This is a genomic window from Rhodococcus sp. Chr-9, from assembly GCF_000801125.1.
Classification (GTDB): Bacteria; Actinomycetota; Actinomycetes; order Mycobacteriales; family Mycobacteriaceae; genus Rhodococcus; species Rhodococcus pyridinivorans.
This window is the reverse complement of sequence record NZ_JTIZ01000105.1, coordinates 18272-31249: the sequence shown is the minus strand read 5'-3', so window position 1 is coordinate 31249 and position 12978 is coordinate 18272. Positions and strand designations below refer to the sequence as shown.

The following is a 12978-nucleotide window of genomic DNA, read 5'->3' as shown; positions in this document are numbered from 1 at the left end:
CCTCGTCGATGCGTCAGGCGACGAGCGGCAGCAGCTGCGGTCCCCGCGCTGCGTTGACACAACGGGTACGGGTACAGCTGCACAGCAAGACATCCGTAGCGGCATCCAGTATTTAGCGTGTCGGGCCATCGATACCGCCGCATCGCCCTGACTTCGCGAGGACAAGGCGCTGCTCATACCTGGCACGGAGGTCACGATCGGCATGCCGGGCACGGGGGTCACGATCGGCATGCCGGGCACGGGGCACGCGGGGAGATGTTCCGCCGGCGGTTCTGGGTCAGCCTGATCCTGTCGGTGCCGGTCGTCGCGTTCAGCCACATGGTCGCCGACCTGCTCGGCTACCCCATGCCGGACTTCCCCGGCGCGATGTGGATTCCGCCGGTGCTGGGCACGGTGATCTTCGTCTACGGCGGCACGCCGTTCCTCACCGGCGGCTGGGCCGAACTCCGGTCGCGCCGGCCCGGGATTTGATCGGTGGTGGGAAACGAGGGCTCGGTGAGGGCAGAGTAGTTCCTCTGCACCTCTAGATACCCTAGGGGGGTATGGTATACATTGTGCGGGTGGGGACAGAAGACCCGCCGCGACACGGAATCCCGTGTCCGCACCGATCGGCAAGAGGGGTAACCCATGAGCACCACCACCGTCACCGTGACCGGCATGACCTGCGGGCACTGCGCCTCCTCCGTACGCGAGGAGATCGGCCAGATCCCCGGCGTGACCGGCGTGACCGTCGATCTGGCCAGCGGCCGCGTCGACATCGACTCGACCACCGACATCGACCGCACCGCGATCGCCACCGCGGTCGACGAGGCCGGTTACCGGCTCGCCGACTGACCGACCCCGCGACCCGGACAGGAGACCGCACACGATGAAGGCCCCGTCGAAGATCACCGGATTCCTCGCCGCCCTGGCCGCGGTCTTTGCCCTGTCCTTCGGGGCCGGCGCCGTGCTCGGCCCCGACGAACCCGCACCACCGGCCACCCACGGCACCGAAATCCACGACGTCGACACCCCGCCCCCCACCGAGGTCGCCACCGCGCCGATGCCGTCCGGACACGGGCACTGACCGCCACCACATTTGCGAGAGGGAGGAAGACGCGATGAAGTCCGTCACCCACCCGGCCGACAGCCGAATCGAACTCGACATCGGCGGCATGACCTGCGCGTCCTGCGCCAGCCGGGTCGAAAAGAAGCTCAACAAGCTCGACGGTGTCACCGCCACGGTGAACTACGCCACCGAAAAGGCCCGCGTCGACTACGTCGGGGACGTCTCGGCCGAGGATCTCGTGGCCGCCGTCGAACAGGCCGGCTACACCGCCACGCTCCCGACCCCGCCCCCCGCCCCCGGCACCGGCACCGTGGCCCCACCGGCTACCACACCGGATCCGACCGCCGCGCTGCGGCAACGGCTGCTGATCTCGCTGGTGCTCAGCGTCCCGGTGATCGCGATGGCGATGGTCCCGGCGTGGCAGTTCCCGAACTGGCAGTGGCTCTCGCTCACCCTCGCCGCGCCGGTGGTGGTATGGGGAGCGTGGCCGTTCCACAAGGCCGCCTACACCAACCTCAAGCACGCCACCGCCACCATGGACACCCTGGTCTCCCTCGGTACCCTCGCCGCCCTGGGCTGGTCGATCTACGCCCTGTTCTGGGGCACCGCCGGCGTCACCGGGATGACGCACCCGTTCGAGCTGACCATCGCCCGCACCGACGGCGCCGGCAACATCTACCTCGAGGCCGCCGCCGGGGTCACCACCTTCATCCTCGCCGGGCGCTACTTCGAGGCCCGCTCCAAGCGTCGCGCCGGCGCCGCCCTGCGCGCACTGCTCGAACTCGGCGCCAAGGACGTCTCGGTCCGCCGCGACGGCACCGAGCACCGCATCCCGATCGACCAGCTGGCCGTCGGCGACGAGTTCGTCGTGCGCCCCGGCGAAAAGATCGCCACCGACGGTGTCGTCGTCGACGGCTCCTCCGCGGTGGACGCCTCGATGCTCACCGGGGAATCGGTGCCGGTCGAGGTNGGACGAGCCGGTCGTCGGCGCCACCGTCAACGTCGGCGGGCGGATCGTCGTGCGCGCCACCCGGATCGGCTCGGACACCCAACTCGCGCAGATGGCCCGACTCGTCGAAGACGCCCAGACCGGCAAGGCCCAGGCCCAACGACTGGCCGACAGGATCTCCGGTGTCTTCGTCCCGATCGTGATCGCCCTGGCGGTGGCCACCTTGGGGTTCTGGCTCGGCACCGGCGGCTCGGTCGCCGCGGCGTTCACCGCCGCCGTCGCCGTGCTGATCATCGCCTGCCCGTGTGCTCTCGGGCTGGCGACCCCGACCGCGCTGATGGTCGGCACCGGCCGCGGCGCCCAGCTCGGCATCTTGATCAAGGGCCCCGAGGTGCTCGAATCGACCCGCCGCGTCGACACCGTCGTGCTCGACAAGACCGGCACCGTCACCACCGGCAAGATGACCCTGCTCGAGGTCATCACCGCTACCGGCCAGGACGCCGGTCAGGTGCTGCGCCTGGCCGGAGCCGTGGAGGACTCGTCCGAGCATCCCATCGCGCAGGCCATCGCCCGGGGCGCCCGCGAGAAGATCGGCGACCTACCCGCAGCCCAGCAGTTCACCAACCTCGAGGGCCTGGGCGTGCAGGGCCTCGTCGACGAGCATGCGGTGCTCGTCGGCCGCGCCCGGCTGCTCGCCGACTTCTCCCAGCACCTGCCCGCCGACCTCGCTGAGGCCATGGCCGCCGCCGAATCCGCCGGCCAGACCGCCGTCGCGGTCGGCTGGGACGGCCGCGCCCGGGCGGTGCTGGTGGTGGCCGACGCCGTCAAACCGACCTCCGCCGAGGCGATCGCCCAGCTGCGCGAGCTGGGGCTGACCCCGATCATGCTCACCGGCGACAACACCGCCGCCGCCCAGGCCATCGCAGCCCAGGTCGGCATCGACGAGGTTATCGCCGAGGTGCTCCCGGCGGACAAGGTGGACGTGGTCAAACGCCTGCAGGCACAAGGCAAGGTCGTCGCCATGGTCGGTGACGGAGTCAACGACGCGGCCGCGCTCGCCCAGGCCGACCTCGGCCTGGCGATGGGCACCGGCACCGACGTCGCGATCGAGGCCAGCGACCTGACCCTGGTGCGCGGGGACCTGCGGGCGGCCGCGGACGCGATCCGGCTCTCGCGCCGCACCCTGGGCACCATCAAGGGCAACCTGTTCTGGGCCTTCGCCTACAACGTCGCCGCCCTGCCGCTGGCCGCGATGGGACTGCTCAACCCGATGCTCGCCGGCGCGGCGATGGCGTTCTCGTCGGTGTTCGTGGTCAGCAACAGCCTGCGACTGCGCCGCTTCCGCTCCACCGCCCGGTGACCGGGACCGGAATTCACCGAAGCCGGGTGGGTGGCGCGGGCAGGCGCCACCCACCTGCGTCCGTATCTTCCCCACCACCACCAAGGAGAAAGAGCATGTCGACGGTGACCACCGCGCTGATCCGGATCGCCCGTCATCCGGCCGCCCGGGCGGCGGCCCGGTGCGCGGCCGGCTGNGGCGGCCGGCCACCGCCTGCAGGAGGCGCACCCGCCTCGGCCGTCTACCTCCGGTGGGCATAATCGGGGGTGCTCGTGCTGACAGCCGGATACCAGGAGGACCCCATGGCCACCCCCACCCCCGCGGCCACGTCCCCCGACGCCCCGGCCGCCGCCGGCGCCGGCGACCACGCCGGGCACGGCTACATCACCGCCAAAGACGACTACCTCAAACGGCTCAAGCGGATCGAGGGCCAGGCCCGAGGGGTGCACAAGATGGTCGAGGACGAGAAGTACTGCATCGACATCCTCACCCAGATCTCGGCGATGACCAAGGCGCTGCAAGCCGTGGCGATGGGGCTGCTCGAAGACCACATCGGCCACTGCGTCGTCGATGCCGCCGTCGCCGGTGGCCCCGAGGCGCAGGCGAAGATCAAAGAAGCCACCGACGCGATCGCCCGCCTGGTCCGGTCCTGACCGACCGGGTGCCGACAGAGGGCCACTGGCTCCTCGCCCGGCGACCGGTCAGTGGTGGGCGGCGGCAGATTTCGAGGCCTGATCCGTCGACGGCGGACGTGGCGACCGGGGTCCCTGCTGCGGAGCCAACCCGGTCAGAATGAGGGCGACGAGCCGGTCCGCGGCGGCGGGCGAGTCGAGCCCCTCGGCGGCGGTGACCGCATGCAGCACGTACCCGGTCAGCTCGTCGGCCGGGACATCGTCGCGGACCTCGCCGACCTGCGCCGCGTCGGTGACCAGGGCGCGTACGAACTCGTGCAGGCGATGTTGCGCATGCTCGACGTGGTTGCCGCGGTGCAGCCCGGCCACGATCGCCCCGGTGGGATGATGGGTGAGGATCTGCGCATAGGCCCCGAGCACCGCCTCGAGGCGGGAGCCGGCGCCGGTGGCGCGATCGCGTACCTGCGCCAGGTGCTGCAGGTGGCGGGTGATCTGGCGGTCGTGCCAGGCCGCCAGGATGGCCTCGGCGTCGGGAAAGTACTTGTACAGCGTGGCCCGGCCGATCCCGGTGCGTTCGGCGATCTTCGACATGCTCACCCCCGCGAGACCGGACTCGGTGATCACGGTCGCAGCGGCGTCCAATGTCGCCTCCCGCACGGCGTGGCGATGCGAGGCGATCGTCTCGTTCCACAGCTTGGGCACCCCCGAAGTATACGCAGCGCCACAGCCTCGACATGGTGAAGATGTCGTGACAGAGTGTATTGAAAAGTAGGGACGGGAACGTCCCGCCCGCGAGACGGAAGGCACCGCTGATGACCGGCCCGCCCTCTCCCTCCGACCCCCTACCCGAGAGCCACGGCCCGACCGGTGGCCCACCGGAGCATCGCACTCCGCGCTGGGTGAAGGCGGCCCTTGTCGTAGTCGCGGTGCTGGTGGCGCTGATCGTGGCCATGATGCTGCTGGGGGACGGTACTCACGGCCCGAGCCGACACCTGTCCGCTCCCCCCACCTCGGCGGTCGCGGCGACCGAGAGCGCCGACCCCACGCCAGCTGACGGCTGCCTGTTCGGGGTTGTCGGGACGTGAGGCTCTCGCCCCGGGCGCGCCTGGCCGCCCGCACCGTCCATATCGGGGCCGCCGCGGGGTGGTTCGGCGCGGTGCTCACCTATCTCGTGGTGGCCGCGGCGACGCTGCCCGGTGCCGCTCCCGCTCCGACGGTGGGGGGCTATCAGGTGCTGGCCCTGATCACCGTCGTTGTGCTGGTGCCGTTGTCCGCGGCGACGCTGGTCACCGGGCTGGTGTGCTCCCTGGGCACCTCATGGGGGTTGCTGCGGCACTATTGGGTGCTGTTCAAGCTGGTGTTGAACCTGGTGGCCACCGCGGTGCTGCTGCTCTACACCCGCTCGATCGAGAATGCCGCGACCATTGCGGCGAAACCGCAGTGGTCCGATGCCGATCGACGGGTCCTCGCCGACCCGACCCACGTGGTGCACGCGTCGGCCGCGTTGGTGGTGCTGGTGACCGCGCTGGTATTGGCGGTGTTCAAGCCCCGCGGGCTGACCCGGTACGGGCAGCGCCGAGCCGCCGGACATCCCGGCGCCGCGACTGTGTCGCGCTAGCCGGGGCCCGGTGTCCGAGCCCGGTAGTAGCGCTCCGAGGCAGAAGACCCAGGCGCAGGCGGCGAAGTTCTTCAGCAAACCTTCATCAAACGACGAGCCGCACCCCCACCCGCCGTGGCCATACTGAGGCGATGCCCCGAGCATCGAGCCGACCGGTACGACGGCTGTTTCGATACGCCGTGTGTGCTGCGGCGATGGTGCTCGCCGTCTCGTGTGCGCCGTCCGTGAGCGAGCAGGGCCGAGAGCGCGGGGCCGGTTTTTCCCCGCACCGCGGTGTACTACCTGGATCAGGATTCGCTGCCGTCCGTCGACGAACTCGCGCGATACGACCTCGTGGTCATTGACCACGAGTGGGCGCAACGGGCGCCGCAGTCGTTATTTCGTGCACTCGACGAGGTCCACCTCGCTCTTCGGCTGCTCGCCTACGTCAACCTGGTCGACTATCCGGATGCGCTGGGGTTGGCCGAGTACCGGCCCGGCCGCTACGATCCGTGGCAATTCTCGGACTCCACCAGCAGTTCCTTTCCTCCTCGGTGGCTCGCCACCACCGCCTTCGGGAGCACGGTCAGCGAATGGCCGAAGACGTCGCTGGCCAACCTCACCGATGTCGTACCGCAGGTGCAGGGCCGTATTTTTGCCGAATACGCAGCGCAGTGGGTCGTCGATCGAGTCTGGGCCACCGGGATGTGGGACGGGATTCTTCTCGATGTGTGGGGCGATCGGATCTACACCGCCGACCAGGACCGGTGGGACATCGACGGCGACGGTATCGACGAGACGGACGAGCAGATCTACGGTCCCGACGGACCCTGGGCCCGCGGTCTGGCGCGGGCCGAGCAGCTCATGCGGGCGCAGATGCCCGAGGCGATCCTGATCGCCAACAGCAACCGCACCTTGCACCGCAGCCCCCTCAACGGCCGAGCGTGGGAGAGCTTCGCCGACCCTCTCGCGGCCGGGATCCGAAAGCAGATGTGCAGGACTACCTCACGACCGTCGCGGCCGGCGAACAGCAACCTCCCGGCGTATCGATGACGATCGATCGGCGCCGCGGCGGTCTCGAACCGGCCGAGCACTCTCGGCGGGCCCGGTTCTTCCTGACCGCCACGTTGTTGCAGGACGGGTACTGGGCTGCGATGGAAGAACACTACCGAGAGCTGGCCTTCTACGACGAGATGGACGGAGCAGGGCTGGGTGGGGGCTATCTGGGCGAGCCGATCGTCGAGAACCCGTCGTGGGAGAGGGTGAACCGTCCGTACACCGCGGGGTCGGCACGGTCGCCGCGGGCGTGTACCGCCGGGATTTCGACCACGGCGTGGTCCTGGTCAATCTCGGAACCGAAGCCCAGCCGGTGGCACTGGGCCAGACCTACCGGCATCTGCGGGGCACGCAGGACCCGTCCGTCAATACCGGAGAGCTCGTCGACGCGGTGACGATACCGGCCCAGGACGGCCTGGTCCTGGTGCTCCCTGAGCGCTGAGGCGCGAGGGGCGGTGGCGGGGGGTTACGGGCTGATTTGCGGTACCGCAGCCGCAGAGCGTAATCTTTGTGGTGCAGACCCCCCACACCTGTGGATACGGGGGTCTAGCTGTTTTCCGGGGGACCTCAGAGTTCTCGGGGCTCACGCTGGGGACGAATATGTCAATCTCATTCAGGTCCAGTAGGGCGGCTTGATCCGGGCCCACCCTGGTGCATGGATCAGGTGGAGTGCTGAGCTCGGGTATGGGCGAGTCGGTAGGAGTCGGTGCCGGTTTCGATGATGTTGCCGCCGAAGGTGAGCCTGTCGACAATGGCAGCGCAAAGCCGTGGGTCGGTGAACGTCTTCGTCCAACCGGAGAACGACTCGTTCGATGCGATGGCGACGGAATTCTTTTCTTCCCGTTCGGTCAACACCTGGAACAGCAGCTCCGCGCCTCGCTTGTCGAGTTCCATGTAACCGAGTTCGTCGATCAGAAGGAGATCCACCCTGCCGTAACGGGCGATCGTGCGGGCAAGTTGTTTCTCGTCGGCGGCTTCGACGAGCTCGTTCACCAACCGGGTCGCGAGGACGTATTTGACGCGGTAACCCGCTTCGGCGGCCGCGGCGCCGAGCCCGATGAGGAGATGCGATTTCCCGGTCCCGGAGTCCCCGATCAAGCACAGGGGTTGTCCTTTGCGGATCCAGCCGCCGGTCGCGAGGGTGCCGATGGTCGCGCAATTGATATTGGGGTTGGCGTCGAAATCGAAGTCGGCCAACCACTTTTCGCGAGGAAACCCCGCCCCTTTGATCCGCCGCACCACACTCCTGCGATCACGGTCGTCGCATTCGGAAAGCAGAAGTTCAGCCAAGAACCCGTAGTACGAGAGTTGGTCCTTGCGGGCTGCCGCAGCGGCGTCCGCGACGACGGCACGAATGGTGGGCAGCCGTAGTCGCCGGCACGCTTGATCGACCGCAGCGATGGCGGCCTCCTCGGTCAAACCTCGTCGACGCAACGTGGTGGACACCGTGACGGGTGGACGAACCATGTTCAGGCCTTCTTTCACTCTGCTCGGACGGCGGTGTCGGGTGGGGTTCGTTCCGGTAGGCGGAGCAACTGGTCGTAGTGATCCACCGTCGGCGCAGGCCGAGAATCGGCCGGCAGACCAGCGATGACCGCTGCCGGATCGGCGAGACGGCGTTGGGTCAAGCTGACAACACGCTGCTCCCGGCCGCCACGACGAGCAACGAGATGACGGCCTGGATCAGACCCACCCGCACCGACCTCCGAGAACGCGTGCCGGCGGGCTTCGACCGCGACGACATCAGCGGTCACCGCGCCGACGGTCAGAGCGGCTTCGATACCGGCGATCACATCCACCGCATCCATCGTTCGATGCAGGAGCAGGACATCGATCAGTTGGCGAGTTCCACCGGCGTCACCGTCGGTTGTGCGGGCCGCCGCCCAGAACGCGTCATGGCTGGCGGTGAACGTCCCGTTCCTACGGGCTGCAGCCAACGCGCTCGCCCCCGGCAGCGCGCCGGGTTTGGTGCGCAACACTTCCAGGTAGTGGTCGAGGTCCAGACTCTGACCGCCCCGGGCGATGACCCGCTGATGGCGAGCGATCACCGCCCGCCCGTCGAAGACCACCACCTCCGATGCCCGCAACGACACGCGTACTCGTCTGCCGATGAAACGTGCAGGAACAGAGTATTTCGCCATCCGCACCGTGATCAACGCACTACGATCGACCCGCGGTTCCAGCGACAATCCAGGATCGAACCCCTCACCGGGAACAGGCAGAAGAAGCGGTGCTTCGACGGCGAAGTCCTGCCCGACCGTGCGTATCCGGTCATTGATGCGCCGGTCGTCATCGGCGGTGTCCCAGCCGCGGATCTTCTCGTTGAGCTCATCAAGTGAGTCGACAACCGGCATCGGGGACAACCGGTTTCGGCGGAACCTGCCCACCTCACCCTCCACACCGCCCTTCTCGTGCGCCCCGGCGATACCCGGCTGGCAGTAGAACGGGTCGAACCCGAAGTGCGAACGAAACAGCACCCATCGTGGGTTCTCCACCCGAGCACGAGATTGCCCGTAGATCACCTTCTGCACAGCGCTGGTGAGGTTGTCGTAGCGGATGTGACGGGTCGGCACGCCGCCGATCTCGTCGAACGCGGCGATGTGTCCTTCGAAGAACGCTTCCTGCCCTTGCGTCGAGTACACCCGATGCACGGATTTTCCCGAGTGCGAGAGGCGGAAGGCGAACATGTGGCATTTGGTTTTCACCCCGGCCAATATCACCCATACTTCACCGAAATCGACTTCTGCTTCGGCGCCGGGTGCGTGTTCCTGCGGGACGAACACTTCGATGCGACGTCCGGCTTCGACGTCGATCTGTGCTCGCCGGACCCGCACGTAGTCACGCACGGTCGAATACGACAACTCGTGCGCCCCATGCTCATCGGCCAGCCTGGCGAGGATTCGGCGAGCCGTGTGACGTTGCTTTCGTGGTGCGTCGATATCGGTGGTGAGCATGCCGTCGATCGCAGCTTTGAACGAATCGAGCTTCGGTGACGTTCGTACCGGGATCTTCCTCGGCGGCGGCTCTGCCTGAGCCAACGCCATCCGCACCGTTGCCCGACCGACCTGGTGGCGGCGGGCCAACTGCCGGATCGAATACCCCTCGACCCGGGCATCACGTCGAATACGGGCGAACAACTCCATCCGAGTCTCCATCACTGCCCTCCACCAGTTCCTGGCATCCGAACAAGGCCAGATGCCACAACACTGCGGTGGGCTCAGCTCAAACCGTCATCATCGGTCCGGCGAGTCGCAGACGGGTCTGGGTCTGGCCGTCACGGTGGTCTCGACTCAAGCTGTCATAAACAGCCAGCGGGGTCAGGTACCGGCCGGCCCAGTCCTGGCCGGTGGGGTAGGAGTCGACGCCGGGGGCGCTCCAGCCGGTGGTGTCGAGGAGACGCGGGCTGCGGGGTCGATCAGTTCGGCCCAGCGGGAGAAGGTGTGGACGCTGTGCCACTGCGTGANCCCCGCTCGAGTACCAGCGGCTCGAGGCCGCCTTCACGCAGGTGAGCGGCGGCGGCCAGGCCGATCGGTCCGGCTCCCACCACGACGACGGGCAACTCGCTCATAACAGATCCTTTCATCGATGGGTATCGATCTAAGCTGCCGCCAGAATATAGATGGGCATCGATGAATGCAGCCATCGATGCCGATCGATATAGTGGGGGTATGACATCACTCGGCCTGCCGACCCCGGCCATCCCCGGCGCGGAGGTGGACATCGACGCCCTGAGCCCCGAGGACGCGGCCACCTACGCCGGGTGGTTCGCCTGCCTGGCCGAGCCCACCCGGGTGCGGCTGCTGCACCACGTCGCCGCCCGCCCGGCCGGCATCACCGTCGGAGAACTCGCCGAGATCCTCGGGGTCGGCCAGCCCACCATCTCCCATCACGTCCGCAAGCTCGCCGACGTCGGCTTCGTCACCACCGGCAAACACGGCACCAGCACCGTGGTGATGGTCAACCCGAGCTGCTGCAGCGACCTGCCCAGTGCCGCCGACGCGGTGATGGGGGTGCTCACCGCCCACCCGTGCTGCCCCGAGGACGTCCCGGCCGACGTGAGCGTGCGTCCGCTCGCCGGCCGCGACTGGGAGGCCGTGCGCCGCATCTACGGAGAGGGCATCGCCACCGGTACTGCGACGTTCACCACCGAGGTCCCCACCCGCGAGGTGCTCGAGGACCAGTGGCTGCCCGGGCATCGGTGGGTCGCCGAGATCGAGGGCCAGGTGGTCGGCTGGGCAGCGTTGAGCCCGGTGTCGGGGCGCGAGTGCTACCGGGGGGTGGCGGAGAACTCGGTCTATGTCGGCGACGGCATGCGCGGGCGTGGGGTCGGCAAGGCGCTGCTGCGCACCCAGGTCATCGCCGCCGATGAGGCCGGATTGTGGACTCTGCAGACCTCGATCTTCCCGGAGAACCGCGCCAGTCTCGCGCTGCACCATTCGGCGGGTTTCCGCACCGTCGGGGTGCGCGAGCGCATCGGCCGGCTGCACGGGGTGTGGCGCGATACGGTACTGCTCGAACGCCGCTCCGAGTCCGTTCCCGCCGCTGACAACCACTGACGAACGGGACCGACCGCCATGGATATCGAACTGCTGTACTTCGACGGCTGCCCGAACTGGCAGCTCGCCCGCGACCGCCTCGCCGAGGCCCTGGCCGCAACCGGCAACGCCGGCACCCCGATCCGGCTGCGCCGTATCGAGACCCCGGAGGCTGCTGAGCGCGCCGCCTTCGCGGGCTCCCCGACGATCCGCATCGACGGGATCGACCCGTTCGGTCCCACCGAGGGTGTCGGGTTGACCTGCCGCGTCTACCGCACCGCCGACGGACCCGGCGGCGCCCCGAGCACCGCGGAGCTGATCGACGTGCTCCGCCGGGTCGAAGGTCGGCAGGGCTGAGCCGGTGTCGGGCTTGACCTTCGAGTCGACTCGAAGGTTTACCGTCGAGGAGTGAGCACGATGCTGATCTCCCAGTTCGCCGAACACACCGGTGTCCCGGCCACCACCTTGCGGTTCTACGAATCCGCAGGACTGGTCCCGGCGGGGCGCACCGACAGTGGATATCGCGTCTACGGAGATCGGGATGTCGACCGCGTTGCGTTCATCCAGGCGGCCAAGCACGTGGGACTCCCCTTGGGTGAGATCCGCGAACTACTGGCGGTGTGGGAGCACGATCCCTGCGCCGAGGTCCGTGCGCAGCTACGCCCGAAGATGGCCGCTCGCCTGGACGAGGCCGCCACCCGGACCGCGGAACTCGCCGCCTTCACCGACACGCTTCGGCATGCTCTTGCCCAGCTCGACGACCTGCCTGATCGCGCCGAGCCGTGCGATGCCGGCTGCGGATTCCTTGCGCCGCAGCCCCGCACCCAGGTCGTCGACCCTCCTTTCGCTGCGCCTGGCGCGGCGATCACCGTGCCGGCCGACCCGCCGATTGCCTGCTCCCTCGACGCCGCCGACCACGGGGAACGTGTGCACCGGTGGCAGCAGGTACTCGTCGACGTTGTCCGCGAACCCGGTCCGGCGGATGTGCGACTGCGCCTGCCCATCGACCGAGTCGGTGCACTCGCCGAACTCGCCGCCGCCGAGCAGCACTGCTGCCCGTTCTACGAATTCGACCTGCATCTGCGCGGTACCGAAGTGATCCTCGACGTGGGGGCACCGGCAGCGGCTGCAGAAATGGTGCGCGCGTTGTTCGGCGACGGCACGAGCGCCCCACCTGCTCGCTGACCACCGGTCCCACATCCCTGGCTTTCACAGCCGGTCCCCACTGCTGCCTCGCTCGACCCGCCTCGAAAGGCCTCTACCAGCGCATGTCCGCGACCCAGTGGCTCGAACGCCACCAGATCCTCGTCTACCTCGGTGCCCTGGTGACCGGCGCCGTCGTGGGACTGACCCTGCCGGATTCCTCGTCGGTGTTCGAAGCGAGCATCTACCCGCTGCTCGGGGCACTGCTCTACGCCACCTTCCTGCAGGTGCCGTTCACCACACTGGCCGAGGCCGTCCGCGACCGCCGGTTCCTCACCGCGGCCCTGGTTCTCAATTTCGTCGTCGTCCCGCTCGTCGTCGCCGCCCTGACGTTGGTGGTGACATTCCCGCAGGCCGTGCTGCTGGGCATCCTGCTGACCCTGCTCACGCCCTGCATCGACTACGTCATCGTGTTCTCCGGTCTCGCCGGAGGTGACAGCAGGCGACTGCTTGCCGCCTCACCGCTGCTGATGTTCGCCCAGATGGCGGCACTGCCGCTGCTGTTGTGGCTGTTCATGGGATCAGAGCTCACCGATATCGTCGACGTCGCACCGTTCCTCGAGGCGTTTCTCATCCTGATCGTCGCACCGCTCGCCCTGGCGTGAGTCACGCAGGCCCT

Annotated in this window: 14 protein-coding genes and 5 pseudogenes; 14 read left to right on the top strand and 5 right to left on the bottom strand. The window is 68.3% G+C overall.

Annotation, left to right across the window (positions count from 1 at the left end):
- Positions 1-255 precede the first annotated feature (255 nt).
- The 6 genes and pseudogenes from QR64_RS15880 to QR64_RS15860 form a co-directional block, all read left to right on the top strand.
- Positions 256-468 (top strand): annotated as a pseudogene (locus QR64_RS15880) (heavy metal translocating P-type ATPase); the annotation flags it as partial.
- A 159-nt stretch (positions 469-627) separates the two neighbouring features.
- Entirely contained in the window at positions 628-834 is a 207-nt protein-coding gene (locus QR64_RS15875; RefSeq protein ID WP_006554281.1) for a heavy-metal-associated domain-containing protein, read from the top strand.
- A 34-nt stretch (positions 835-868) separates the two neighbouring features.
- Positions 869-1066 (top strand): hypothetical protein, encoded by a 198-nt coding sequence (locus QR64_RS27065; RefSeq protein ID WP_019290682.1) that lies wholly within the window; start codon positions 869-871, stop codon positions 1064-1066.
- Between the two features lie 34 nt (positions 1067-1100).
- A pseudogene (locus QR64_RS27995) lies at positions 1101-2017 on the top strand (heavy metal translocating P-type ATPase); the annotation flags it as partial.
- 1 nt (position 2018) lies between these two features.
- Positions 2019-3357, top strand: a pseudogene (locus tag QR64_RS27990) (heavy metal translocating P-type ATPase); the annotation flags it as partial.
- A 281-nt stretch (positions 3358-3638) separates the two neighbouring features.
- Complete coding sequence (locus QR64_RS15860; protein ID WP_039586201.1) at positions 3639-3989, top strand: metal-sensitive transcriptional regulator; 351 nt, start codon at positions 3639-3641, stop codon at positions 3987-3989.
- Positions 3990-4037: 48 nt separating this feature from the next.
- Here the strand turns inward: QR64_RS15860 and QR64_RS15855 are convergent, their stop codons facing one another.
- Entirely contained in the window at positions 4038-4670 is a 633-nt protein-coding gene (locus tag QR64_RS15855; protein WP_082921152.1) for a TetR/AcrR family transcriptional regulator, read from the bottom strand.
- Between the two features lie 110 nt (positions 4671-4780).
- On the opposite strand from QR64_RS15855, the gene QR64_RS25235 reads away from it, so the two are divergent.
- The 4 genes from QR64_RS25235 to QR64_RS25225 all read left to right on the top strand — a co-directional run bounded on the left by QR64_RS25235 (position 4781) and on the right by QR64_RS25225 (position 7063).
- Positions 4781-5053: a hypothetical protein gene (locus tag QR64_RS25235; protein ID WP_228045316.1), complete on the top strand. Its 273-nt coding sequence runs from the start codon at positions 4781-4783 to the stop codon at positions 5051-5053.
- Positions 5050-5586 carry a hypothetical protein gene (locus QR64_RS15845; protein ID WP_039586141.1) on the top strand — a complete coding sequence of 179 codons (537 nt, stop codon included), beginning with the start codon at positions 5050-5052 and terminating at the stop codon, positions 5584-5586. Before QR64_RS25235 ends, QR64_RS15845 begins: the two co-directional genes overlap by 4 nt.
- Positions 5587-5859: 273 nt before the next feature.
- Complete coding sequence (locus tag QR64_RS25230; RefSeq protein WP_052227332.1) at positions 5860-6618, top strand: putative glycoside hydrolase; 759 nt, start codon at positions 5860-5862, stop codon at positions 6616-6618.
- A 199-nt stretch (positions 6619-6817) separates the two neighbouring features.
- Positions 6818-7063 carry a hypothetical protein gene (locus tag QR64_RS25225; RefSeq protein WP_052227331.1) on the top strand — a complete coding sequence of 82 codons (246 nt, stop codon included), beginning with the start codon at positions 6818-6820 and terminating at the stop codon, positions 7061-7063.
- Between the two features lie 218 nt (positions 7064-7281).
- On the opposite strand, the gene istB is transcribed toward QR64_RS25225, so the two are convergent.
- From istB to QR64_RS27980, 4 genes and pseudogenes are all read right to left on the bottom strand, one after another.
- Entirely contained in the window at positions 7282-8088 is an 807-nt protein-coding gene (istB, locus tag QR64_RS15835) for an IS21-like element helper ATPase IstB (protein WP_039586139.1), read from the bottom strand.
- 14 nt (positions 8089-8102) lie between these two features.
- Positions 8103-9776 carry an IS21 family transposase gene (gene istA / locus QR64_RS15830; RefSeq protein ID WP_052227330.1) on the bottom strand — a complete coding sequence of 558 codons (1674 nt, stop codon included), beginning with the start codon at positions 9774-9776 and terminating at the stop codon, positions 8103-8105.
- A 151-nt stretch (positions 9777-9927) separates the two neighbouring features.
- Positions 9928-10084 (bottom strand): annotated as a pseudogene (locus QR64_RS27985) (flavoprotein); the annotation flags it as partial.
- Position 10085: 1 nt separating this feature from the next.
- Positions 10086-10189, bottom strand: a pseudogene (locus tag QR64_RS27980) (NAD(P)-binding protein); the annotation flags it as partial.
- Positions 10190-10289: 100 nt separating this feature from the next.
- Here QR64_RS27980 and QR64_RS15825 point away from each other — a divergent pair.
- The 4 genes from QR64_RS15825 to QR64_RS28700 all read left to right on the top strand — a co-directional run bounded on the left by QR64_RS15825 (position 10290) and on the right by QR64_RS28700 (position 12964).
- Positions 10290-11177 (top strand): helix-turn-helix domain-containing GNAT family N-acetyltransferase, encoded by an 888-nt coding sequence (locus QR64_RS15825; RefSeq protein ID WP_039586137.1) that lies wholly within the window; start codon positions 10290-10292, stop codon positions 11175-11177.
- Between the two features lie 18 nt (positions 11178-11195).
- On the top strand, positions 11196-11513 hold the full coding sequence (locus tag QR64_RS15820; RefSeq protein ID WP_006554203.1) for a hypothetical protein: 318 nt from the start codon (positions 11196-11198) through the stop codon (positions 11511-11513).
- 60 nt (positions 11514-11573) lie between these two features.
- The gene (locus QR64_RS15815) at positions 11574-12341 is read left to right on the top strand and encodes a MerR family transcriptional regulator (protein WP_039586197.1); all 768 of its coding nucleotides are present in this window, start codon (positions 11574-11576) and stop codon (positions 12339-12341) included.
- An 83-nt stretch (positions 12342-12424) separates the two neighbouring features.
- Positions 12425-12964 carry a bile acid:sodium symporter gene (locus QR64_RS28700; RefSeq protein WP_318025580.1) on the top strand — a complete coding sequence of 180 codons (540 nt, stop codon included), beginning with the start codon at positions 12425-12427 and terminating at the stop codon, positions 12962-12964.
- Positions 12965-12978 lie beyond the last annotated feature (14 nt).

Excerpts from the sequence above, each read along its gene's own strand:
- QR64_RS27065 (WP_019290682.1), top strand. The coding sequence starts at position 869 with ATGAAGGCCCCGTCGAAGATCACCGGATTCCTCGCCGCCCTGGCCGCG.
- QR64_RS15815 (WP_039586197.1), top strand. The coding sequence starts at position 11,574 with ATGCTGATCTCCCAGTTCGCCGAACACACCGGTGTCCCGGCCACCACC.
- QR64_RS28700 (WP_318025580.1), top strand. The coding sequence starts at position 12,425 with ATGTCCGCGACCCAGTGGCTCGAACGCCACCAGATCCTCGTCTACCTC.
- QR64_RS15825 (WP_039586137.1), top strand. The coding sequence starts at position 10,290 with ATGACATCACTCGGCCTGCCGACCCCGGCCATCCCCGGCGCGGAGGTG.
- istB (WP_039586139.1), bottom strand. The coding sequence starts at position 8,088 with ATGGTTCGTCCACCCGTCACGGTGTCCACCACGTTGCGTCGACGAGGT.
- QR64_RS15860 (WP_039586201.1), top strand. The coding sequence starts at position 3,639 with ATGGCCACCCCCACCCCCGCGGCCACGTCCCCCGACGCCCCGGCCGCC.
- QR64_RS25235 (WP_228045316.1), top strand. The coding sequence starts at position 4,781 with ATGACCGGCCCGCCCTCTCCCTCCGACCCCCTACCCGAGAGCCACGGC.
- QR64_RS15820 (WP_006554203.1), top strand. The coding sequence starts at position 11,196 with ATGGATATCGAACTGCTGTACTTCGACGGCTGCCCGAACTGGCAGCTC.
- istA (WP_052227330.1), bottom strand. The coding sequence starts at position 9,776 with ATGGAGACTCGGATGGAGTTGTTCGCCCGTATTCGACGTGATGCCCGG.
- QR64_RS15875 (WP_006554281.1), top strand. The coding sequence starts at position 628 with ATGAGCACCACCACCGTCACCGTGACCGGCATGACCTGCGGGCACTGC.